The following is a 21,442-nucleotide window of genomic DNA, read 5'->3' on the forward strand; positions in this document are numbered from 1 at the left end:
CGGATCATCCTTTCCGGGCGGTGATCGACTGTTCCACCCACCGGCGCAGCGCGGGGGCGGGTGCCGCTCCCGCCTGCCGGGCGAGTGTCTCGCCCCGGTCGAGGATCAGCAGGGTCGGTACGGCCTGGATCTCGAAACGCCGGGACAGCCGTGGGTTCTTGTCCGTGTCGACCTTGACGAGCTTGATGCGGCCGGCGAGGTCGGTGGCGACCTTCTCCAGTGCGGGGCTGACCATGCGGCAGGGTCCGCACCAGGTGGCCCACAGGTCGACCACGACGGGGATGTCGGCCCGCTCGGCGACCTCGGTGAAGTCGTCGTCGCCGGCGTCCACCATCCACGGCAGGGGCTGCTTGCAGTGGCCGCACCGGGGGCTGCCCTCGGCGGCCACGGGCACCCGGTTGGTGCGCCCGCAGTGGGGACAACTGACGGTCGTCGCCTGCGTCGTGCTCATGCGGCACGCACTCCCTTCACGTCCTCGGGCCGGTCGTAGGTGACCACCAGCTCTCCGTGTGCGGCGTCGACGCGGACCGTCGCACCGTCCTGGACGTCCCCGCGCAGCAGGGCGCGTCCGACCATCGTCTCGACCTCGTGGGAGATGTAGCGGCGCAGCGGCCGGGCCCCGTACACCGGGTCGTAGCCCTGGTGGGCGATCAACTCACGTGCGGAGTCGGTGAGTTCGACGGCGATGCGGCGTTCGGCGAGGCGGCGGCGCAGTTCGTCGAACTGAAGCTCCACGATCCGCTCGATCTGCCGCTCGCCGAGCGGCTTGAACAGCACGATGTCGTCGACGCGGTTGAGGAACTCCGGGCGGAAGTGCCCGCGCAGCTCACCCGTCACCAGGGCGCGGGCGTCCGGCTTGATCTCGCCGTCGGCGGTGGCGCCGTCGAGGAGGTGCTCGGAGCCGATGTTCGACGTCATGATGATCACGGTGTTGCGGAAGTCGACGGTACGGCCCTGGGAGTCGGTGATGCGGCCGTCGTCGAGGACCTGAAGGAGGGTGTTGAAGACGTCGGTGTGCGCCTTCTCGATCTCGTCGAACAGGACGACCGAGTACGGCTTGCGGCGTACGGCCTCGGTGAGCTGGCCGCCTTCCTCGTAGCCTACGTATCCGGGCGGTGCGCCCATGAGCCGGCTGACGGTGTGCCGCTCCTGGTACTCGCTCATGTCGAGGCGGACCATGTTCTCCTCGGAGTCGAACAGGGCCGCCGCGAGGGTCTTGGCCAGCTCGGTCTTCCCGACGCCGGTGGGGCCGAGGAAGATGAACGAGCCGATGGGGCGGCGCGGGTCGCGGATGCCGGAGCGGGCACGGATGATGGCGTCGGCGACGAGCTTGACGGCCTCGTCCTGGCCGATGACCCGCTCGCGCAGGATCTCGTCCAGGCGCAGCAGCTTCTCGCGTTCGCCCTCCTGGAGACGGGCCACGGGGACGCCGGTCCAGGCGGCGACGATCTGGGCGATCTCCTCCTCCGTGACGACCTCGCGCAGCAACCGGTTCTGGCCCTGTTTGGCGGCCAGTTGCTCCTCCTCGGCCGCCAGCCGGCGTTCCAGGTCCTGGAGTCGGCCGTAGCGGAGTTCGGCGGCGCGGTTGAGGTCGTAGACGCGTTCGGCCTCCTCCGCCTCGTGGCGGGCCTGTTCCAGTTCCTGGCGCAGCTCCTGCACCCGGCGGATGGCCTGCCGCTCGGCCTCCCACTGGGCGTGTTTGGCGTCGGCCTCGCCGCGCAGGTCGGCCAGTTCCCTGCGCAGTTCCTCCAGGCGGGCTTTGCTGGCGGCGTCGGTCTCCTTGGACAGGGCCGCCTCCTCGATCTCCAGGCGGGTCACCCGGCGGGTGATCTCGTCGAGTTCGGCGGGCATGGAGTCGATCTCGGTGCGCAGCCGGGCGCATGCCTCGTCGACGAGGTCGATGGCCTTGTCGGGCAGGAACCGGTCGGTGATGTAGCGGTGGCTGAGGGTGGCCGCGGAGACCAGTGCGGTGTCCTGGATCTTCACGCCGTGGAAGACCTCCAGGCGTTCGCGCAGTCCGCGCAGGATGGAGATGGTGTCCTCCACGCTCGGCTCGTCGACCAGGACCTGCTGGAAGCGGCGTTCGAGGGCGGCGTCCTTCTCGATGTGCTTGCGGTACTCGTCGAGGGTGGTGGCGCCGATCATGTGGAGTTCACCGCGGGCGAGCATCGGCTTGAGCATGTTGCCCGCGTCCATGGCCCCTTCGGCGGCGCCCGCGCCGACGACGGTGTGGAGTTCGTCGACGAAGAGCAGGATGCGGCCCTGGGCGGCCTTCACCTCGGACAGCACGGCCTTGAGGCGTTCCTCGAACTCGCCGCGGTACTTGGCGCCGGCGACCAGGGAGCCCATGTCGAGGGCGAACACCGTCCTGTCGCGCAGTCCTTCGGGGACGTCGCCGCGGACGATGCGCTGGGCCAGCCCCTCGACGATGGCGGTCTTGCCGACGCCGGGATCGCCGATGAGGACGGGGTTGTTCTTGGTCTTGCGGCTGAGGATCTGGGTGACGCGGCGGATCTCCGCGTCACGGCCGATGACCGGGTCCAGCCGTCCGGACCGGGCCTCGAGGACGAGATCGCGGCCGTACTTCTCCAGTGCCTCATAGGCCACTTCGGGGTTGGCGGAGGTGACGCGCTGGTTGCCGCGGACCTGGGTGAGCGCGCTCAGGAACGAGTCCCGGGTCACGCCGTGCTCCTTGAGCAGGCGTCCGGCGGCGGTCGCCGAGCCCTCCTCGGCCAGGGCGAGCAGGAGGTGCTCCACGGACACGTACTCGTCCTTGAGGCGTTTGGCCTCCCGCTCGGCGGCGTCGAGCAGGCGGGACAGGCGCTGGGTGACGAAGACCTGGCCGGGGGCCGCGCCGGGACCGGTGACTTTCGGGCGGCGGGAGAGGTCCCCCTGCACGGCCGCGCGCAGCTCCTCCGGCCGGGCGCCGGCCTGTTGCAGCAGGCGGGGGATCAGACCGTCCTCCTGATCGAGAAGCGCGAGCAGCAGGTGCTCCCCGTCGACCTCGGTCTGCCCCAGGCCGACGGCCACGCTCTGGGCCTCCTGGAGGGCTTCCTGGGACTTCTGGGTGAGACGGTTCATGTCCATGGGGGTGTTTCCCTCCTCGTGCCGCGGCCGCGCAGGGCGGATTCGAGCAGGCTGATGCGGTCCAGCAGGTCGAGCACCAGGCCGATGGATGCGTAGTTGAGGCAGAGCCCGGAGCGCAGCCGCTGGATCCGGGCCAGCACCGCCGGGGCCGTGGGATCGAACACCAGGTGCCCCGCGGAGTCGCGCTCGGCGTCGACCAGGCCGAGGGCGACGAACCGGCGGATCAGCTCGGGGTGGAGGCCCGAGCGACGGGCCACGGTGGCCAGGGAGAGCCTGGGGACGGGCACGAGCGCGTACCGGACGGCCGTCGGGGCGGTCATGTCGGCGCCCGCTCGTACCGGACGGGCGCCCACACCGGTCCGGCCGCCGCCTCCCGCTCCCGCGGGTCGGTCGTTCATCGCGTCCTCCTGGGGTCGAACGAGGAAGTGGCGGCGAGCTCCTCGAACAGCTCGCGCTCCCGGTCGCTGAGCTCGGGCGGCACCATGACGCGGAGTTCGGCGTACAGGTCGCCGTTCGCGCCCCGGGGGTTCGGCATGCCCTCGCCGCGCAGCCGCAGCCGCCGGCCGCTGGACGAGCCCGCGGGCACCGTGACCTTCGCCGTGCCGCCGCCGGGCGTGGGCACCGGCACGGTCGCGCCCAGGGCTCCCTCCCAGGGGGTGACCGGGACCTGGACGTGCACGTCGCGGCCGTCCAGCCGGAACCGGGGATGGGGCTGGACGCTCACCCGCAGATACAGGTCGCCGGCGGCTGCGTCTCCGCGGCCCTGGCCGCCCTCGCCCGCCAGCCGGATGCGCTGCCCGTCGGTGACGCCCGCCGGCACGTCGACCTCGTACCGTCGCGGCTGCCCGGCGGGTCCGGCCAGGGTGACGGTGCGCCTGCCACCTTGGTACGCCTCCTCGACGGTGAGCGGCAGTTCGGCCTCCTGGTCCGCCCCGGGAACGCCGCCCCGGACGGCGCCGGCTCCGAACATGGAGCCGAACAGGTCCTCGATGTCGATGCCCTCCGCCCCGAAGTCGTCGCCGAAGCCGGTGCTGTAGCGCACCCGCGGGCCGCCCGCGCCCGCGGTCCTGCGGCCGCGGAAGCCGCCGCCCGCTCCGGCCGCGACCCGTTCGTCGAAGTCCTCGGGGATCTGGCGGAAGTCCTCGCCGAAGCGGTCGTAGCGGGCCCGGCTCCTGGGATCGGACAGGACGCTGTGGGCCTCATTGAGGTCCTTGAAGCGTTCCTCAGCCCCGGGGTCCTTGTTGACGTCGGGGTGGTACTTGCGGGCGAGCTTGCGGTACGCCTGCTGGATCTCGTCCTGGCTCGCGGTCCGCGGCACGCCCAGCACCTCGTAGAAGTCCTGTGCCATGGCCGGTCACTCCCGCTTCGCCACGGTCACGGCGGCGGGCCTGAGCTGCCGTTCGCCGTCCCCGTAGCCGGGGCGCAGCACCTCCACGACGGTGCCGGGTGCGGCGTCGGGGTCCTGGACGACGCCGACGACCTCGTGCCGGGCCGGGTCGAAGGGGACGCCGGTCTCCGCGTGCCGCGGGTAGCCGAGCAGTTCGAGGACGTTCACCGCCTGGTCGCGTACCGCCCGCACGCCCGCCACGATCGGGCCGGGGTCGGCGCCCGCGTGGGTCAGGGCGAGTTCGAGGTTGTCGAGGACGGGCAGGAAGGCGGCCGCCGTGCGGGACCGTTCGACCGTCCGCTCGCGCTCCAGTTCCCTGGCGTGGCGTTTGCGCAGGTTGTCGAGGTCTGCGAGCGCGCGCCGCCAGCGGTCCTCCAGTTCCTGGATCGCGGTCGTGTATGCGTCCTCGGCAGGCGCGGGGCCGGCGGCGTCGGGGCCCGGTCCGCCGTCGGCCGCGTCGGGCCGGGGCGGCTCCGGTCGGGGCAGGTCCCCGCGAAGGCCGTCGCCGTGCGGGACCTGTGCGCCCGGATCCGAGGCGGCCCGGTCGGGTTCCTGGGGGTGGATGGGCATGGCGTGCCTCAGCCCTTGTCGAACTCGGCGTCGATGACGTCGTCGTCACCGCCGCTGCCGCTCGGGGGACCCTCCGCCGCCGCGCCCTGGCCGGGGCCACCGCCCGGGGCGGAGCCGCCCTGATGGGCCGCCAGCCCGGCGAGCACCTGCTGGAGTTCGGAGCTCAGCGGCCGCACGCGCTCCGCGCCCGCCTCTTCCTTGACCGCCGCCCGGGCGTCGGACACGAGCAGCTCGGCGCGTGCCTTCTCGTGCGCGGGCGCCGCGTCGCCCAGTTCGCCGAGGCGCTTCTCGACCTGGTAGGCGACGGCGTCGAGTTCGTTGCGGGCGTCGACGGCCTCGCGGAGCGCCTGGTCCTGGCCCTGGTTGCGCTCGGCCTCCTGGACCATGCGCTCGACCTCACCGCGGTCCAGGTTGGAGCTCTCGCTGATGGTGATGCCCTGTTCCTTGCCGGTGTCCCGGTCGCGGGCCTTGACGTTGAGGATGCCGTTGGCGTCGATGTCGAAGGTGACCTCGATCTGCGGTTCGCCCCGCGGCGCCGGGCGGATGTCGGTGAGCTGGAACCGGCCCAGCACCCGGTTGTCGGCGGCCCGCTCGCGCTCGCCCTGGAGGACCACGACATCGACGGCCGGCTGGTTGTCCTCGGCGGTGGAGAAGGTCTCGCTGCGGCGCACCGGGATGGTGGTGTTCCGCTCGATGATCTTCGTCATGACGCCACCACGCGTCTCCAGGCCCAGGGACAGAGGTGTGACGTCGAGCAGCAGGACGTCCTTGACCTCGCCCTTGAGCACCCCGGCCTGGATCGCGGCGCCCAGGGCCACCACCTCGTCGGGGTTGACGCTCATGTTGGGTTCCTTGCCGCCGGTCAGCCGGCGGACCAGGGCCTGGACGGCGGGGATGCGGGTGGAACCGCCGACGAGGATGACCTCGTCGATGTCGCTCTCGCCGACCTTGGCGTCGGTCATCGCCTGCTGCACCGGTCCCAGGCAGCGCTCCACCAGGTCGCCGGTGATCTGCTCGAACGTGGACCGCATGACCGAGTCGGTGAGGTGCTTGGGGCCCGAGGCGTCGGCGGTGATGAACGGCAGGCTGACCTGCGTCTGGGTCACCGAACTGAGCTCGGTCTTGGCCTTCTCCGCCGCCTCGAACAGCCGTTGCAGCGCCTGCGGGTCCTTGCGCAGGTCGATGCCGTTCTCCTTCTGGAAGTCGTCCGCGAGGTGGTCCACAAGACGCCGGTCGAAGTCGTCGCCGCCCAGGTGGCTGTCGCCGGCGGTGGAGCGCACCTCCACCACGCCGTCGCCGACGTCGAGGATGCTCACGTCGAAGGTGCCGCCGCCCAGGTCGAAGACGAGGACGGTCTCGTGCTCCTTCTTGTCCATGCCGTACGCGAGGGCGGCCGCCGTCGGCTCGTTGATGATCCGCAGCACCTCGAGGCCGGCGATCCGTCCGGCGTCCTTGGTGGCGGTGCGCTGGGCGTCGTTGAAGTAGGCGGGCACCGTGATGACCGCCTCCGTGACCCGCTCCCCCAGCTGCCTGGACGCGTCGTCGGCGAGTTTGCGCAGCACCTGTGCGCTGATCTCCTCGGGCGCGTACAGCTTGTCGCGCACCTTGATGCGGGCCGCCCCGCCGTCGCCCTCGACGACGTCGTACGCCACCGCCCTGGCCTCTGCGGAGATCTCGTCGAAGTGCCGGCCGATGAACCGCTTGGCCGAGTAGATGGTGCCCTTCGGGTTGAGGATCGCCTGGCGCCGGGCCAGCTGGCCCACCAGACGCTCGCCGGTGTCGGTGAAGGCCACCACGGACGGGGTGGTGCGGTTGCCCTCGCTGTTGGGCACGACGGACGGCTCGCCTCCCTCCCACACGGCGATCACCGAGTTGGTGGTGCCCAGGTCGATGCCCACTGCCTTGGCCATGAGGAGCTCCTTCCGGTGCGACGCCTGCGTCGTTACCCAGGCTGACGACCTGGCCGGCTCGACGCCTGCCCCTGGCAGGTCGGAAACGCACGGCCCCGGTCGCCCCACGAGTACGAGACCGACACACCGCGCGTGTCTCGTGCAGGTCGATCCGGGAACCCCCTCTCGGGTAGGGCGGCCCGGGAACGGGTACGCGAGAAGCCGCTCGCCTCCGAGGACGGAGTGATCGCATGGTCGGCAGTCGGGCGTACCGCCTGTACCACCGCCGCTCCGACCGGAGGGGCAGCCTTCCGAAGGGGGGCGCCCGACGGCACGCCACGACCGCGCCCAAGAAGTCCCGCCTGCCCGTCCGCACGCCGGCCGCCCGTGCCCTCCAGGAACTGGCGGCGCTCTCCCATGCCCTGTTCGACGCTTCGGACGAAGGGGCGATTCTGCGCCTGGCCATGGACCACCTGGTCGCCGCCGGCCCGTACAGCGCCGAGGCCGGGTACCTGAAGGTGGGCCACGACCTGGTACCCAGCCCGGGAAACGGTCCGACCCATGCCGTGGCGGTGGCCCGGAGGGTCCGGGAGCTGGCCGGACAGGACGGCAAGGTCATCGTGGCGGGCATGCCCTGGGGCCGGGCTCTGGGGCTCCGCGGGCCCGCGGGGCTCCACGGCTACCTCGTCGTCACGGCCGTCTCCCGGCCCACCCGGGCCGAGCGATCTCTGCTCGCCATGCTCATCCGGCACACCGCCGCCGCTCTGTCGGTCGCCGTCGCACGCCGCGGCCGGCACGAGGACGCGCTGGAACTCCACCAGCTGCGGAAGGACACGCTGGAGCTGCGCCAGCTGCGGAAGGACGCGCTGGAGCTGCACCAGCTGCGGAAGGACGCCCTGGAGCTGCGCCAGCTGCGGAAGGACGCGCTGGAACTCCACCGGCTGCGGGAGGAACGCACGGTCCTCCAGCGGCAGCTGATCACCGTGGCGGCCGAGCTGGGCTACGAGCGAGCCGTCCACGCGCTCATGGCCGACGTCGCCGCCTCGGGTGGCGGCGAAGAGGCCGTCACCCGCGCACTGCACGGGCTCACCGGGCTTCCCGCGCTGGTCGAGGACCGTTTCGGCCGGCTGACGTCGTGGACCGGCCCCGGCTGCCCCGTCCCGTATCCCGAACCGGACCCTGTGCGCCGGGAGGACATGCTGCACGCCGTCGCCCGTCAGACCGGGCCGGTGCGGATCGGGGACCGGCTGGTCACCCTGATCCGCCCGCACGGCGAGATCCTCGGCGTGCTGGCCCTGGTCGACGCCCGCGACGAGGCCGACGAGCGCACCGTCCTCGCGCTCGGACACGCCGCCACCGCGCTCGCCATGGAGCTGACGCATCTGCGCAGTCTGGCCGAGGTGGAGCTGAGGCTGCGCCGCGAGCTGGCCGACGACCTCCTGACCGGAACGGACGGACCGAGCGCCTACGCCCGGTCGGCTGCGGTCGGCCACGACCTGCACGGCAGTCACTACATCGTCGCCGTGCAGTGGTCGAACCGGACCACGGACGACTCCTTCGCACAGAGCGTGGGGCGGGTGGCCGCCGCGGTGGGCATGCGCTCACTGCTGACCCGCCGCTCCGACCACGTCGTCCTCATCGCCGGCGACCGGCCGCACGCGCACGCGTTGTACGAGGCGCTCGCCCGGGAGAACGGCACACGATCCGGGACGATCGGAGTGAGCGCCTCCTGCGACGCCGTGGACGACATCCCCCACCACTACCAGGAGGCACAGCGCGCCCTGGACGTGCGCCGCCACTCCCGCGAGCGCTTCGGCACGTCGTTCTTCGACGAACTCGGTCTCTACCGCATTCTGGGACCCGGCAGCGGCCGCCGGGAACTGGAGAGGTTCGTCCAGGAGTGGCTCGGGCAGCTCATCGACTACGACTCCCGGCATCACGCGACCATGGTGGAGACCCTGTCCCGGTACTTCGACTGCGGCGGCAACTACGACGAGACCGCCGACTCCCTCGCGATCCACCGCAGCACTCTGCGCTACCGGCTCCAGCGCATCCGCGACATCAGCGGTCACGACCTCGCGAACGTCGAGGACCGGCTGAACCTCCAGGTGGCGACCCGGGTGTGGAAGATCGTGCTGGGCGGGCTGGACTGACGCCTCGGGCAGGGCTGCCCAGCGTCTCTCCCTCCGGTCGTCAGGACCGCCCCAGCCGCGCCGCGAGATAGGGCGCCGTGGCGCTGCGGCGGGACCCCGCCACCTTGGCCGGTGGGCCGGCCGCGACGACCCGGCCGCCCGCGTCGCCGCCGCCGGGGCCCAGGTCGATGACCCAGTCGGCGGTGGCGACGGTGTCCAGGTCGTGCTCGACGAGGACGACCGTGTTGCCGGCGTCGACGAGCCGGTGCAGCTGTCGCAGCAGCAGCGCGATGTCGGAGGGGTGCAGCCCCGCCGTGGGCTCGTCGAGCAGGTACAGCGCGTGTCCGCGGCGGGCTCGCTGGAGTTCGGTCGCCAGCTTGATGCGTTGCGCCTCGCCGCCGCTGAGCTCCGTCGCGGGCTGGCCCAGCCGCAGGTAGCCCAGTCCCACCTCGCGCAACGTCTCCAGACTGCGGGAGGCGGCCGGGACGGCGGACAGGAACTTGGCGGCGGCGTCTACGGACAGCGCCAGTACGTCCGCGATGTTCCTGCCCTGGTAGGTGACTTCCAGCGTCTCGGCGTTGTACCGGGCTCCCTCGCAGGTCGGGCAGGGGGCGTACGTGCCGGGCAGGAACAGCAGTTCCACCGCGACGAACCCTTCGCCCTGGCAGGTCTCGCACCGGCCCTCGGGCACGTTGAAGGAGAACCGGCCTGCCGAGTAACCGCGTGCCCTGGCCTCGTCCGTGGCCGCGTACAGCTTGCGCACCGCGTCGAACATCCCCGTGTACGTGGCCAGGTTGGACCGGGGGGTGCGGCCGATGGGCCGTTGGTCGACGAGGACCAGCCTGTCGAACGACTCGACCCCGGAGGTCTCCTGGACGTCGACGTCCCACCGCGCCTCGTCCGGCTCCTCGGGCGCGAGTCCGAGGTGGCCGCGGACGACCTCGGCGAGCACCTGTGTCACCAGCGTCGACTTCCCGGAACCCGACACGCCCGTCACCGCCGTAAGGACGCAGAGCGGTATGTCGACGGAGACGTCGTGCAGATTGTGGCGGGAGACGCCGCGCAGGTGCAGTCGGCCCCGCGGGGTGCGCGGGCGGTGGTCGAGCGGCTGGGCGCGCCCGAACAGGTACTGGCTCGTGGCCGACTCCCCGACCGGTTCGAGACCGGCGACCGGGCCGCTGTACAGCACGCGTCCGCCGCCCTCGCCCGCGCCGGGGCCGATGTCGACGACCCAGTCCGCCCGCCGTACGACGTCCATGTCGTGCTCCACGACGAACAGTGAGTTGCCCGCCGCCTTGAGGCGGTCCAGCACCTTCAGCAGGGGTTCCGCGTCGGCCGGGTGCAGGCCCGCGGAGGGTTCGTCGAGGACGTAGACGACGCCGAACAGGCCCGAGCGCAGCTGGGTGGCGATCCGCAGGCGCTGCGCCTCGCCGGGCGACAGGGTCGTCGAGCGGCGCCCGAGGCCGAGATAGCCGAGGCCCAGATCGAGCAGTACGTCGATCCGCGCGACCAGGTCGCCGCAGATCCGGACCGCGACCTCGGTGGTCTCCCCGGACCGGGCGGTCGTCGTGGTGGCGTCGGCCTCGGACCGCTCCGCGACGGGCCGGAGCAGCGCCGCGACCTCGGTGAGCGGCATCGCGTTGATCTCGGCGACGGAACGGCCGGCGAAGGTCACGGCGAGAGCCTCGGGCCGCAGTCCGCTGCCGTGGCAGGCGGGGCAGGGCACGCTCCTGACGAACCGGAGCGCCCGTTCGCGCATCCGCTCGCTCTTGGAGTCGGCGAGGACGTGCATGACGTGCTTGCGGGCGCTCCAGAACTTTCCCTGGTAGCCGTAGTCGACGCGGTCCTCCTCCGGCTCGACGTACACGGAGGGCTGCTCGTCCGTGTACAGCAGCCAGTCCCGGTCCTTCTTCCTGAGCCTGCGCCACGGCCGGTCGATGTCGATCCCCAGCCCGTTCACGACACTGCGCAGGTTGGCACCCTGCCAGGCCCCCGGCCAGGCGGCGATCGCCCCCTCGCGGATGCTCAGCGACGGATCCGGGACGAGCAGGTCCTCGGCGACGTCGTGCACGACCCCCAGTCCGTGGCACTCCGGGCAGGCGCCGGCCGCGGTGTTGGGCGAGAACGACTCGGCCTCCAGCCGTGCGGCCCCGGGCGGATAGGTGCCGGCGCGGGAGTACAGCATGCGCAGCAGGTTGGACAGCGTGGTGAGGGTGCCGACCGTCGAGCGCGAGCCGGGCGACCCGCGCCGCTGCTGGAGCGCCACGGCCGGTGGCAGTCCGGTGATCTCCTGCACGTGCGGTGCGCCGACCTGCTGCAACAGCCTTCGGGCGTACGGCGCCACGGACTCGAAGTAGCGGCGCTGGGCCTCGGCGTAGAGCGTGCCGAACGCGAGCGAGGACTTGCCCGAACCGGAGACCCCGGTGAAGGCGACCATCGCGTCCCGTGGAACGTCGACGTCGACGGTGCGCAGGTTGTTCTCACTGGCGCCCCGGACATGCACGAAGGGGTCGGTCGCGTCCTGGTTCATCGTCCCCGAGTACCCGATCACGCCGGAAACCGCGCGACCGCCGCCACCGGTCCCGACTCGGACGTCCGCGGGCGTCGGCGTTACCCCGGGGCCTGATGTGGGCACTCGCGGTCGCGCGGGGCAGCCGACGAGAAGGAGCCATGCGGGTGTCGTCACAGGACGAGGACGTAGTGGTCGTGGCTCTGCTGGCGGACCCGGATGCGCCGACGGAGATCGCGCGGCGTATGGCCAGGGTTCTTCCCGACCGGCTCGCCGAGAGGTCGGGCCGGGGTCGGCGGTTCGACGTCACGGTGGTGAGCGAGCCCTTCACCGCCGAGGTCGAGGACCCGCTCACCCTGATGCAACGGATCATGGATCGCGCGTGCGACGGGAACTGGGACGTCGTCGTGGCGCTCACCGACCTTCCGCTGCACTCGCAGGGGTTCAAGCTCGTGGTGGATCTCAGTCACGAACACGGCTTGGCGTTGCTGTCCCTTCCCACGCTGGGGGGTCTCCGGCTGGGGACAAGGGCCCGGCAGGCCGTGGAGGAGGCGGTGCTCAGCCTGGAGGGGGCGCGGACAAAGGACGGCGAGGAGCCGCGGGGACGTCAGCCGCTGCGACCGCCCTTCACCGGGCGTCTCGCGCCCGTCCGTAAGGGCCGGGTCGACGAGGAGGAGATCGCCGATCTGCGGTACGTCGTCAGTGGGCCGCGCGGTTATCTGAAGGTGCTCAGCGGCATGGTCCGCGCCAACCGGCCCTGGCGTCTGGTGCCCGGCCTGTCGAAGGCCCTGGCGGCCGCGCTGGCCACGGGGGCGGTCGCCACCGTCAACTCCACCGTCTGGAGCCTGGCCACCGCCCTGAGCACGCCACGCCTGGTGATCGCCATGGTCGGGTCGGTCGCGCTGATGATCGGGTGGCTGATCGTGGACGCGAATCTGTGGCATCGAACGGACGAGGTGTCACCGGAGGCGAGGAAGAGGGCGGCCCTCTACAACGCCTCGACGGTCGTGACCGTGGGTCTGGGGGTGATCGCGTGCTACGTGGGCCTGGCGGTCGTCAACCTGGTCTGGGCGCTGTTCATCCTCAACGACCGGCTGTTCGCCTCCCTGACCCGGACCCCGCTGCAGGCCACGGAGTACTGGACGCTGGCCTGGTTCGTCGCCTCGGTCGCCACGGTGGGCGGCGCGCTGGGCTCCGGCCTGGAGAGCGACGAGGCGATCCGGGCGGCCGCCTACTCCAAACGCGAACAGGAACGCCGCAGCCTGCTGGAGAAGGACTCCGACGGCTAGCGCTCCCCTCAGCGCCCCCGTGACCCGTCCGTTTCCGGGGTCATGGGGTGGGGACCCGGCCGGTGTGGTGGCCTACGGAGCGGAGCAGCGGGTGCGGGTGGCGGCCGTGCGGGCACGCTGGCTCCGGCAGACGTTCGTCCACTGGCCCTTCCGGCCGCAGGCGGTGCAGGCGCTGCTGCCGCCGGAACTCGCCGTGGACGTGTACGAGGGGGCGGCCTGGGTGGGTCTCACGCCGTTCGTCATGGCCGCGGTGCGCCCGGTCGGCCTGCCCGCCAAGGTGCCCGCGCTCCCCTCCTTCGCGGAGACCAACCTGCGCACCTATGTGCTGCGCGCGGACGGGCGGGACGGGATCTGGTTCCTGTCCATCGACGTGGCCAGCCCGGTGATGCTGGCGGCGCGTGCGGTGGGCGCCCCGTACCACCTGGGGTCCCTGCGGGTCACCGGGGAAGGGGACGGGGACGGGGACACCGTGTCGTACGCCGGGAAGCGAGTCGGCGGCCGGGTCTCGTACCGTCTCCGGGTCCGGCCCGGCGATCCGCTGCGACCGACGGAGCGGGACGTGTGGCTGACCTCGCGCTGGCGGGCGTACACCCGTCGGCTGGGCCGTATCTGGGAGACACCGGTGGAACACGAACCCTGGCCGCTGGCGGACGCGGCCGTCGACGGGCTGGAGCAGACGCTGACCCGCGCCGCCGGTCTGCCCGCCCCGCTCGGCGAGCCCGTCGTGCACTTCTCCCCCGGCGTCACGCACGTCCGGCTGGGCGCTTCCCGGCCGGCCTCCGCATGAGCCGTCCGCGACGCCCCCGACGACTGCGCTTCGACGGCTGGATCGCCGGTCTGGGCACGGCCTCCGGGACCCGGATCGTGCTGGGGCACTGGCCGCGGTCGCCGTTCGGGCCGTTCAGCGATGTGATGGTGGAGCGGCCGGACGGGGAACGGCTGCTGCTCGCTCCCACGCGGGAGGTGGCGGACTTCGTCGGCGGCACCTACGTCTTCGACCGGGTCCTGGTCGTCCCGGTCGACGTCCGGGTCGCGGACGAGACGTGGAGCGTCCTCGCCGGCCCGCTCGACCTGCGCTTCACCACCGGCCGCCGAGGACTCCTGGGCCTCCTGCTGTGCGCGGTGCCCGGCGTGCTCGCCCGGCGGCCCGCGTGGTGCGCGCTCACCTCCCTCCCCGCCCGCCTCCTGCTGCCGGGCGTACGCACCCGGGGCAGCGCGGGAGCGGGTCGCCGCGAGTGGTACGGCGCCCGGGACCTGCGGCCGGTCCGGGCGGTGTCGGCGGTCTTCGAGGGCGTGGACCTGGGTGCCGTGGCACCCGTCCGGCCGCCGGTGCGCTTCGGATTCGGCTCGGTGCCGAGGCAGCCCTCCCTGACCCGGGTCACGACCACGGTGGAACCGGCTCCGGGTGAGGCCCCCTGGAGGGGGTACCCGGCCGCCGGCGGGTGAGCGAAGACGGCTGAGCGGATCCGTCCCGGGCGGAGAGGAACACGAACATGACGGCACCGACCTCCCAGGACGGTTCGGCGCGGCACAAGCGGCTGGTGATCTACCTCAACGACCACCTGGCCGGGGCCACGGCGGGCGTGGAACTGGCCCGCCGTACGGCCGAGGAGCACCGTGCGTCCCCCTTCGGCGGGGCCCTGGAGAACCTGCGCAAGGAGATCTCGCAGGACCGGCAGGCCCTGGTGCGCCTCCTCGCCGACCTCGACGTACCCGTGCGGCACTACAAGGTGTACGGGGCCTGGCTGGCGGAAAAGGCCGGACGGGCGAAGCCCAACGGACGGCTGGTGCGGCGCTCCGGGCTCTCGCTGCTGGTCGAACTGGAGGCGCTGCGGCTGGGTGTTCAGGGCAAGGCGGCCCTGTGGCGCGGACTGCTCGCCGCGTCGGCACAGGACGCGCGCCTCCACGCCGACCGTCTGGAGGAGCTGCTGCGCAGGGCGGAACGGCAGATCGAGACCCTCGACTCCCTGCACGGCAGGGCCGCGCCGGCGCTGCTGGAAGGGGCGGGGGCGCCGCAGCCGTCGTAGCGGAAGCTGTCCGAACGCCAGGCCGCCGAGGGCCGTCGCATCGGTTCTCGGCGGCCTGAACGATTTCTCCGCACCTTCTTCACCCACCGGTTACACCGCCCTGCCCCGGGTACCCGCGCGGCTCCGCTCCGGCCCACAGCCGAGGAGAACCCATGGGCTTCAACCCACTGGACCATCAAGGCATCCCCCTCGACCGTCAGCTGCGCAACTGGCGTGAGCTCGACGTCGAACCGGTCGACCCCGACCACGGCGACCCGTACACCAAGTGCCGCATCATCGCGATGAACGGCATCGAGGTCGAGGCGATCCTCTTCAGCCACCAGTTCGCCCGCCACTGTCCGGACCCGGACGTCAAACGGCAGCTGGCGCAGGTGCGTTACATCGAGCAACAGCAGCAGAAGGTCGTCAACTGGCTGCTGCCCGGCCTCGCCTCGGTCCTGGAGACGACGATCTCCTACGAGCAGGTCGCGGTCGACCTCACCGGCTGGATCGCCCGCCACGAACCCGACCCGTACCTGAAGCAGGCGTACGAGTTCGGCGTCCTGGAGGACTTCGACCACCTGTACCGCTACGCCAACCTCTACGAGATGATCGAGCACCGCAAGGCGGAGTCGATCGTCGACGGGCTCACCGAGGTGATGCCGGGACGGCCGACCAAGTTCCACCACCGCCATCCCGCCGACAACGTGCGCGAGCCCTACGACCGTTCGACGGTCAACCCGCTCTCCCGGCTGCACGCGCTGACGATCATGGCCGCGGAACAGCAGACCATGAACTTCTACATGAACGTCGGCCCCCAGTACATGGAGCCGATCGCCCGCCGGCTGTACCAGGAGATCGGGCTGATCGAGGAGGAGCACGTCACGCACTACGAGTCGCTGGTCGACCCGGGCGAGTCGTGGTGGGAGCAGCTCGTCACCCACGAGTACAACGAGTGCTACCTCTACCACTCCTTCATGGAGCAGGAGCCCGACCCCAAGGTGAAGGCGGTCTGGGAGCTGCATCTGAACATGGAGCTCGAACACCTGCGGATCGCCTGCGATCTGATGCGCCGTCACGACGGCCGGGAACCGCGGGAGATCCTCGCCCCGGAGCTGCCGAACGTGCTGACCTTCGAGGAGAACAAGCAGTTCGTACGGGGTCTGCTGGACACCCAGATGGATCTGACCACCCTCGGCACCGGCTATGTCAGGGACGCCCACGAGCGGTTCGAGAAGATGCAGGAGCAGATCCACGGCGGCGAGGAGCCACCCAGCGAGCAGGTGATGGCGCAGCACCGGGAGATGTTCGGCCGCGAGTACCGCGTCGAGACGGAGGGCGAGCACCCCGATGCCGCCTTGCGGGAGAGGAGCTGACATGGCCGGGATCGCGGCGAGCGACGCCGACGTGGTGGCCCTGCTGATGCGTCAGCACGGCGAGATCCGCAATCTCTTCGACCGGGTGGAGGGGACGGCCGGGGACGAGCGCCGGGCGGCGTTCCGCGAGCTGGTCCGGCTGCTTGCCGTCCACGAGACGGCCGAGGAGGAGGTGATCCGTCCCTTCACCCGCACCTCCGTACCGGACGGCGGGAAGGTGGCGGACGAACGGCTGGCCGAGGAGCGGGAGGCGAAGGAACTGCTCTCCCGGCTCGACGGGATGGACGCCGACGACCCCAAGTTCCTGCCCGAGCTCCGGACGCTGCGGCTGGACGTGATGCGGCACGCCCGCGCCGAGGAGCGGTACGAGTTCAACCACGTCCGCCGACACGCGGACAAGGCCCGCCTCGCCTCCATGGCCACCGCTCTGAGGGCCGCCGAGGCGGTGGCCCCGACCCGTCCCCACCCCGGGACCGAGTCCGCGGCCAAGAACCTCACCCTGGGACCGGTCACGGCCTTGGTCGACCGCACCCGGGACGCCGTGCGCAAGGCCATGGGCAAGGACGGCTGACGGCACGGGGCGGGCGGGTTCCGGACGTCGCCGACCAGTGCCTCCCGCCGACCGGCTAGATCACGGCAGCCTCCGACACCTCGCCGTCGTGCGAGGCAGAGTCGTGCAAGGCGGAGTCGTGCGAGGCGGAGTCGTGCGAGGCGAACTGGGTCCGGTACAGCTCCGCGTAGCGCCCGTCGAGGGCCAGCAGTGCCTCGTGCGTCCCCCGCTCCACGATCCGGCCGTCCTCGACCACCAGGATCTGGTCGGCCGCCCGGACCGTGGACAGGCGGTGGGCGATCACGATCGCCGTCCTGCCCTCCAGCGCCTCAGTGAGCGCCTCCTGCACGGCCGCCTCGGAGGTGTTGTCCAGATGGGCGGTGGCCTCGTCCAGGATGACGACCCGCTGGCGGGCAAGGAGCAGCCGGGCGATGGTCATGCGCTGGCGTTCGCCGCCGGAGAGCCGGTAGCCGCGTTCGCCGACCACGGTGTCGAGGCCGTCGGGCAGGGACCGTACGAGGGCGTCGAGGCGGGAGCGGCGCAGGGCGTCCCACAGCTCGTCCTCGGTCGCCACGGGGCGGGCCAGCAGCAGGTTGGCCCGGACGGTGTCGTGGAAGAGGTGGCCGTCCTGGGTGACCATGCCGAGGGTCGCCCGCAGGGATCCCGCGGTCAGGTCGCGGACGTCGACCCCGCCGATGCGGACGGCACCCTCGTCGACGTCGTAGAGGCGCGGCAGCAGTTGGGCGACGGTCGACTTGCCGGCGCCTGACGAGCCGACGAGCGCGACGGTCTGGCCGGGTTCGGCGCGGAAGGAGATCCCGTGCAGGACCTCGGCGCCGCCGCGGGTGTCGAGGGAGGCGACCTCCTCCAGTGAGGCCAGGGAGACCTTGTCGGCGGAGGGGTAGCCGAAGCGGACGTCGTCGAACTCGACGGCGACCGGGCCTTCGGGGACCTCGCGGGCGTCCGGCTTGTCCTCGATCAGGGGCTTCAGGTCCAGCACCTCGAAGACCCGCTCGAAGCTGACCAGCGCGCTCATCACCTCGACCCGGGCGCCTGCCAGCGCGGTGAGCGGGGCGTACATGCGGGTCAGCAGCAGCGCGAGGGAGACGACGGCGCCGGGTTCCAGGGTGCCGCGCAGGGCGAACCAGCCGCCGAGGCCGTAGACCAGGGCGAGGGCCAGTGCGGAGACCAGGGTGAGGGCGGTGATGAACACCGACTGGGCGGTGGCCGTGCGCACTCCGATGTCGGCCACCTGACGGGCGCGGGCCGCGAACTCCACGGACTCCTGTTCGGGGCGGCCGAACAGTTTGACCAGGGTGGCGCCGGGTGCGGAGAAGCGCTCGGTCATCCGGGTGCCCATGGCCGCGTTCAGGGTGGCCGCCTCCCGCTGCATCCGGGCCATCCGGCTGCCCATGCGGCGGGCCGGGATCACGAACACGGGGAGCAGGGCGAGCGCGAGCAGGGTGATCTGCCAGGACAGGGTGAGCATCACCACAAGGGTCAGCAGCAGGGTGACCAGGTTGCTGACCACGCCGGACAGGGTGTTGCTGAAGGCGCGCTGGGCGCCGATGACGTCGTTGTTGAGTCGGGAGACGAGCGCTCCCGTACGAGTGCGTGTGAAGAACGCGACCGGCATGCGCTGCACATGATCGAACACAGCCGTGCGCAGATCGAGGATGAGCCCCTCCCCGAGCGAGGCCGACAGGCGCCGGGCGAGGATGCCGAGCGCCGCCTCGGCGACCGCGATCAGCGCGATCAGCAGGGCCAGACGTACGACCTCGCCCTCGTCGTCGCCCGACACGATCGCGTCCACGACCTTGCCGGCCAGCACGGGCGTGGCGACGGCGAGCAGCGCGGTCGCCACCCCGAGCAGGACGAAACGTGCGATACGGGTGCGATGTGGGCGGGCGAACGCGCCGATGCGGCGCAGCGTCGCACGGGCGAACGGACGGCGCTCCTGCTCGGCGTTCATGACACTGTGAAGCTGTGTCCAGGCTGTGGTCTCCATGCTCATGGGAGAGAACCTAGGACCTCAAGCGTTGTTGAGGTCAACGCCCGGACCAGTTCCGTCCTACCGAAGGATTCGATGAGCGCACGTAAGACCCTGGCCCCGCTTCCGCAACCCGCAGTTGGCGCGGCGGGTGGAACGTCTCCCGGTGTGACCGCGGTAGAACTCCCCCCGGGACGCCCTCTCCAGCGCTTCCCCGTCCGCCGTATCCATGTTCGTGCACGCCAGATCCTGTGTCTGCTGCCGCTCCTGCTCGTCACCGTCGTGGCGGTGCGTCACCGGTCGGTGCTCGCCGAGGGTTTCGGGCATCTGCGGCACGCCGAGTGGCCGTGGCTCGCCGTCGCGGCCGGCACCACCTGTCTGACCTGGGTGGCGGCCTCCTTCACCCGGCAGGGTGCCGTGGTGCAGCGGCTGCCCGGACGGCGGCTGCTGGCCACGCAGTTCGCGGCGGGCGCGGCCAACCACCTGCTGCCGACGGGCCTCGGTGCGAGCGCCGTCAACCTGCGCTTCATGACCGTGTGCGGGGTGCCGCTCGCCCGTTCCTCGGCGGCGCTGGCCCTGTATCTGCTGGCGGAGTCGGTAGGCCGGCTCACCCTGCTGGCCGCGCTGTTCGTCGCCTTCCCGGACGCGCTGCACCTCGGTGCGCTGCTGCCGGACGCGGCGGTCGGTCCGCTGCTGCTGGGGCTCGGCGCGGTCGTGGTGGTGGCGGTGGGCGTCCTCGCCGGGGTCCGCCGGGTCCGTACGGCCGTCGGCTCCTTCCTGCGGACCGCGCTGTGCGAGGCACGCTCGGTGCACTCCCGGCCGTCCCGGGCCCTCGCCCTGTGGGGTGGTGCGCTGGCCTTCCCCGCCCTTCAGGCGGCCGGGCTCGCCGCGGTGGGGCAGGCGCTGGGGCTGTCGGTGCCGCCGGTGCACATGGCTCTCGCCTACCTCGCGGCGACCTGCGCGGTGGCGCTGGTGCCCACGCCGGGCGGGGTGGGCTCGGTGGAGGCGGCCCTGGTGGTCGCGCTGGTGGCGGCGGGCGGACCGGCGGCCGTGGCCACGGCGGTGGTGCTCGCCTACCGGATCATCACGGTCTGGGTGCCGCTGGTGCCGGGGGCGCTGACGCTGGGTGCGTTGGTGCGGCTGAAGGTGATCTGACCGACCGTCCGAAACGAGGCGGTCCGGGACTTGGCCAGGTACGAACTCCTGTGTCGGATACGGCAGGATGAGCGGTCGCGTCGGCCACGGAACGTGTGTGCACGGGGCCGACGCGCTCGTAATTCCGCACTTCTCGAACAGGTGGCAATGTGACGGCATTCAAACGGGATCTCACCATGGACGACCTGGTCGTCGCCGGTATCGCCGTGGCGGCGGGCCTCGTGGCGGCGTTCCTGCTGCGCATGCTGCTCAAGTGGCTGGGCAAGCACGCGGACCGCACCAAGTGGGGCGGTGACGACGTGATCGTGGCGGCGCTGCGGACCGTGGTGCCCTCGGCGGCGATCGCGGGCGGTGTCGCGGTCGCGGCGGCGGCCCTGCCGCTGACGTCGGCGGTCCAGCGGACAGTCAACCAGGTGCTGACCGTGCTGCTGATCTTCGTCGTCACGGTGGCGGCGGCCCGGCTGGTCGCCGGGCTGGTGCGGACGGTCACCACGTCCCGCTCGGGGGTCGCCGGTTCGGCCACGATCTTCGTCAACATCACCCGGGTACTGGTCCTGGCGATCGGCTTCCTGGTGGTGCTCCAGACCCTCGGCATCTCCATAGCGCCCCTGCTCACCGCGCTGGGTGTCGGCGGTCTCGCGGTGGCGCTGGCCCTTCAGGACACCCTCGCCAACCTCTTCGCGGGCATCCACATCCTGGCGTCCAAGACCGTTCAGCCCGGCGACTACATCCGGCTGAGCAGCGGGGAGGAGGGCTACGTCGAGGACATCAACTGGCGTCAGACCACGGTCCGGGCGCTCTCCAACAACCTGATCGTCGTCCCCAACGGCGAGCTCGCCAAGACGAACATGACCAACTTCATGCGTCCCGAGCAGCAGTTGACGATCCTGGTCCAGGTCGGGGTGGCCTACGACAGCGACCTCGAGCACGTGGAGCGGGTCACCTGCGAGGTGGTCACGGAGGTCATGACCCGGGTCGAGGGCGCGGTCCCGGAACACGAACCGCTGGTGCGCTTCCACACCTTCGGGGACTCCCGGATCGGCTTCACCGTGATCCTGGGCGTCGGTGAGTTCAGCGACCAGTTCCGGATCAAGCACGAGTTCATCAAGCAACTGCACCGCCGCTACCGCGAGGAGGGCATCCGCATCCCGGCCCCGACACGAACGGTGGCCCTCCAACAGGGTTCGGTGTCGATCCCGCACCAGCGAACCGGGGAGCCGACGAACGAGGCGGACTCGGTGTCGCCGGGGCGGCTCGACTAGGTCAAGCGCCCGGCGCGGGACCGGTGTTGGGGCGGGTCGACGGTGGCGCGCTCGGGGCGGTTGTCGGGTGGGTCGGCTCGGGCGGGGGCGGTAACCGGGTGCCCCGCGCGTCGGGCTCGGCCGGGGGTGATGACCTGCCGCGGCAGGGACGGCGTGGGCGAGGACGGCGACCGGATGCCCCAGCGCGGGTGCGTGGGGTGTCGGTGCCGGAGAGCCCCGGCGCGGGGGGGGGGGGGGGGG

The 21,442-nt window shown here is 71.8% G+C and carries 17 protein-coding genes; 9 read left to right on the plus strand and 8 right to left on the minus strand.

What is annotated here, in order from left to right; genetic code table 11:
* Positions 1–4: 4 nt before the first annotated feature.
* From trxA to dnaK, 6 genes are read right to left on the minus strand one after another with little or no spacing between them, the layout of a single operon-like run.
* Positions 5–451 carry a thioredoxin gene (trxA, locus tag AQJ54_RS13190; protein WP_062237279.1) on the minus strand — a complete coding sequence of 149 codons (447 nt, stop codon included), beginning with the start codon at positions 449–451 and terminating at the stop codon, positions 5–7.
* A complete protein-coding gene (clpB, locus tag AQJ54_RS13195; protein WP_062237281.1) occupies positions 448–3,087 on the minus strand; it encodes an ATP-dependent chaperone ClpB in 2,640 nt (879 codons plus the stop codon). Before clpB ends, trxA begins: the two co-directional genes overlap by 4 nt.
* Positions 3,078–3,485, minus strand: coding sequence for a chaperone modulator CbpM (locus AQJ54_RS13200; RefSeq protein ID WP_062237283.1), 408 nt, complete (start codon positions 3,483–3,485; stop codon positions 3,078–3,080). The genes clpB and AQJ54_RS13200 overlap by 10 nt, the downstream gene beginning before the upstream one ends.
* Entirely contained in the window at positions 3,482–4,435 is a 954-nt protein-coding gene (locus tag AQJ54_RS13205; protein WP_062237285.1) for a DnaJ C-terminal domain-containing protein, read from the minus strand. The genes AQJ54_RS13200 and AQJ54_RS13205 overlap by 4 nt, the downstream gene beginning before the upstream one ends.
* A gap of 6 nt (positions 4,436–4,441) precedes the next feature.
* A complete protein-coding gene (locus AQJ54_RS13210; protein ID WP_062237287.1) occupies positions 4,442–5,044 on the minus strand; it encodes a nucleotide exchange factor GrpE in 603 nt (200 codons plus the stop codon).
* 8 nt (positions 5,045–5,052) lie between these two features.
* On the minus strand, positions 5,053–6,954 hold the full coding sequence (dnaK, locus tag AQJ54_RS13215; protein WP_062237288.1) for a molecular chaperone DnaK: 1,902 nt from the start codon (positions 6,952–6,954) through the stop codon (positions 5,053–5,055).
* 230 nt (positions 6,955–7,184) lie between these two features.
* Here dnaK and AQJ54_RS13220 point away from each other — a divergent pair, with 230 nt between their 5' ends.
* Positions 7,185–9,086 carry a helix-turn-helix domain-containing protein gene (locus AQJ54_RS13220; protein WP_079069848.1) on the plus strand — a complete coding sequence of 634 codons (1,902 nt, stop codon included), beginning with the start codon at positions 7,185–7,187 and terminating at the stop codon, positions 9,084–9,086.
* A gap of 40 nt (positions 9,087–9,126) precedes the next feature.
* Here AQJ54_RS13220 and uvrA read toward each other — a convergent pair whose 3' ends face one another.
* On the minus strand, positions 9,127–11,595 hold the full coding sequence (gene uvrA, locus AQJ54_RS13225) for an excinuclease ABC subunit UvrA (RefSeq protein WP_062238590.1): 2,469 nt from the start codon (positions 11,593–11,595) through the stop codon (positions 9,127–9,129).
* Positions 11,596–11,735: 140 nt separating this feature from the next.
* Here uvrA and AQJ54_RS13230 point away from each other — a divergent pair, with 140 nt between their 5' ends.
* From AQJ54_RS13230 to AQJ54_RS13255, 6 genes are all read left to right on the plus strand, one after another.
* Positions 11,736–12,863, plus strand: coding sequence for a hypothetical protein (locus AQJ54_RS13230; protein ID WP_211278530.1), 1,128 nt, complete (start codon positions 11,736–11,738; stop codon positions 12,861–12,863).
* A gap of 64 nt (positions 12,864–12,927) precedes the next feature.
* Positions 12,928–13,650: a YqjF family protein gene (locus AQJ54_RS13235; RefSeq protein ID WP_062237290.1), complete on the plus strand. Its 723-nt coding sequence runs from the start codon at positions 12,928–12,930 to the stop codon at positions 13,648–13,650.
* A complete protein-coding gene (locus AQJ54_RS13240) occupies positions 13,647–14,309 on the plus strand; it encodes a hypothetical protein (RefSeq protein WP_062237292.1) in 663 nt (220 codons plus the stop codon). The genes AQJ54_RS13235 and AQJ54_RS13240 overlap by 4 nt, the downstream gene beginning before the upstream one ends.
* Before the next feature lie 47 nt (positions 14,310–14,356).
* On the plus strand, positions 14,357–14,890 hold the full coding sequence (locus tag AQJ54_RS13245) for a hypothetical protein (protein WP_062029521.1): 534 nt from the start codon (positions 14,357–14,359) through the stop codon (positions 14,888–14,890).
* Positions 14,891–15,042: 152 nt separating this feature from the next.
* Positions 15,043–16,245 (plus strand): hypothetical protein, encoded by a 1,203-nt coding sequence (locus AQJ54_RS13250; protein WP_062237294.1) that lies wholly within the window; start codon positions 15,043–15,045, stop codon positions 16,243–16,245.
* Between the two features lies 1 nt (position 16,246).
* Positions 16,247–16,816: a hemerythrin domain-containing protein gene (locus tag AQJ54_RS13255; protein WP_062237296.1), complete on the plus strand. Its 570-nt coding sequence runs from the start codon at positions 16,247–16,249 to the stop codon at positions 16,814–16,816.
* Between the two features lie 55 nt (positions 16,817–16,871).
* On the opposite strand, the gene AQJ54_RS13260 is transcribed toward AQJ54_RS13255, so the two are convergent.
* A complete protein-coding gene (locus tag AQJ54_RS13260) occupies positions 16,872–18,803 on the minus strand; it encodes an ABC transporter ATP-binding protein (protein WP_248845375.1) in 1,932 nt (643 codons plus the stop codon).
* Between the two features lie 150 nt (positions 18,804–18,953).
* Between AQJ54_RS13260 and AQJ54_RS13265 the strand changes: the two genes are divergently transcribed.
* Together AQJ54_RS13265 and AQJ54_RS13270 are read left to right on the plus strand one after the other, a co-directional pair.
* Positions 18,954–19,940, plus strand: a complete 987-nt coding sequence (locus AQJ54_RS13265; RefSeq protein WP_162951979.1) for a lysylphosphatidylglycerol synthase transmembrane domain-containing protein — start codon at positions 18,954–18,956, stop codon at positions 19,938–19,940.
* A 176-nt stretch (positions 19,941–20,116) separates the two neighbouring features.
* Positions 20,117–21,202, plus strand: coding sequence for a mechanosensitive ion channel family protein (locus AQJ54_RS13270; protein ID WP_062237298.1), 1,086 nt, complete (start codon positions 20,117–20,119; stop codon positions 21,200–21,202).
* Positions 21,203–21,442: the final 240 nt, after the last annotated feature.

This window comes from Streptomyces griseorubiginosus, assembly GCF_001514195.1.
Classification (GTDB): domain Bacteria; phylum Actinomycetota; class Actinomycetes; order Streptomycetales; family Streptomycetaceae; genus Streptomyces; species Streptomyces griseorubiginosus.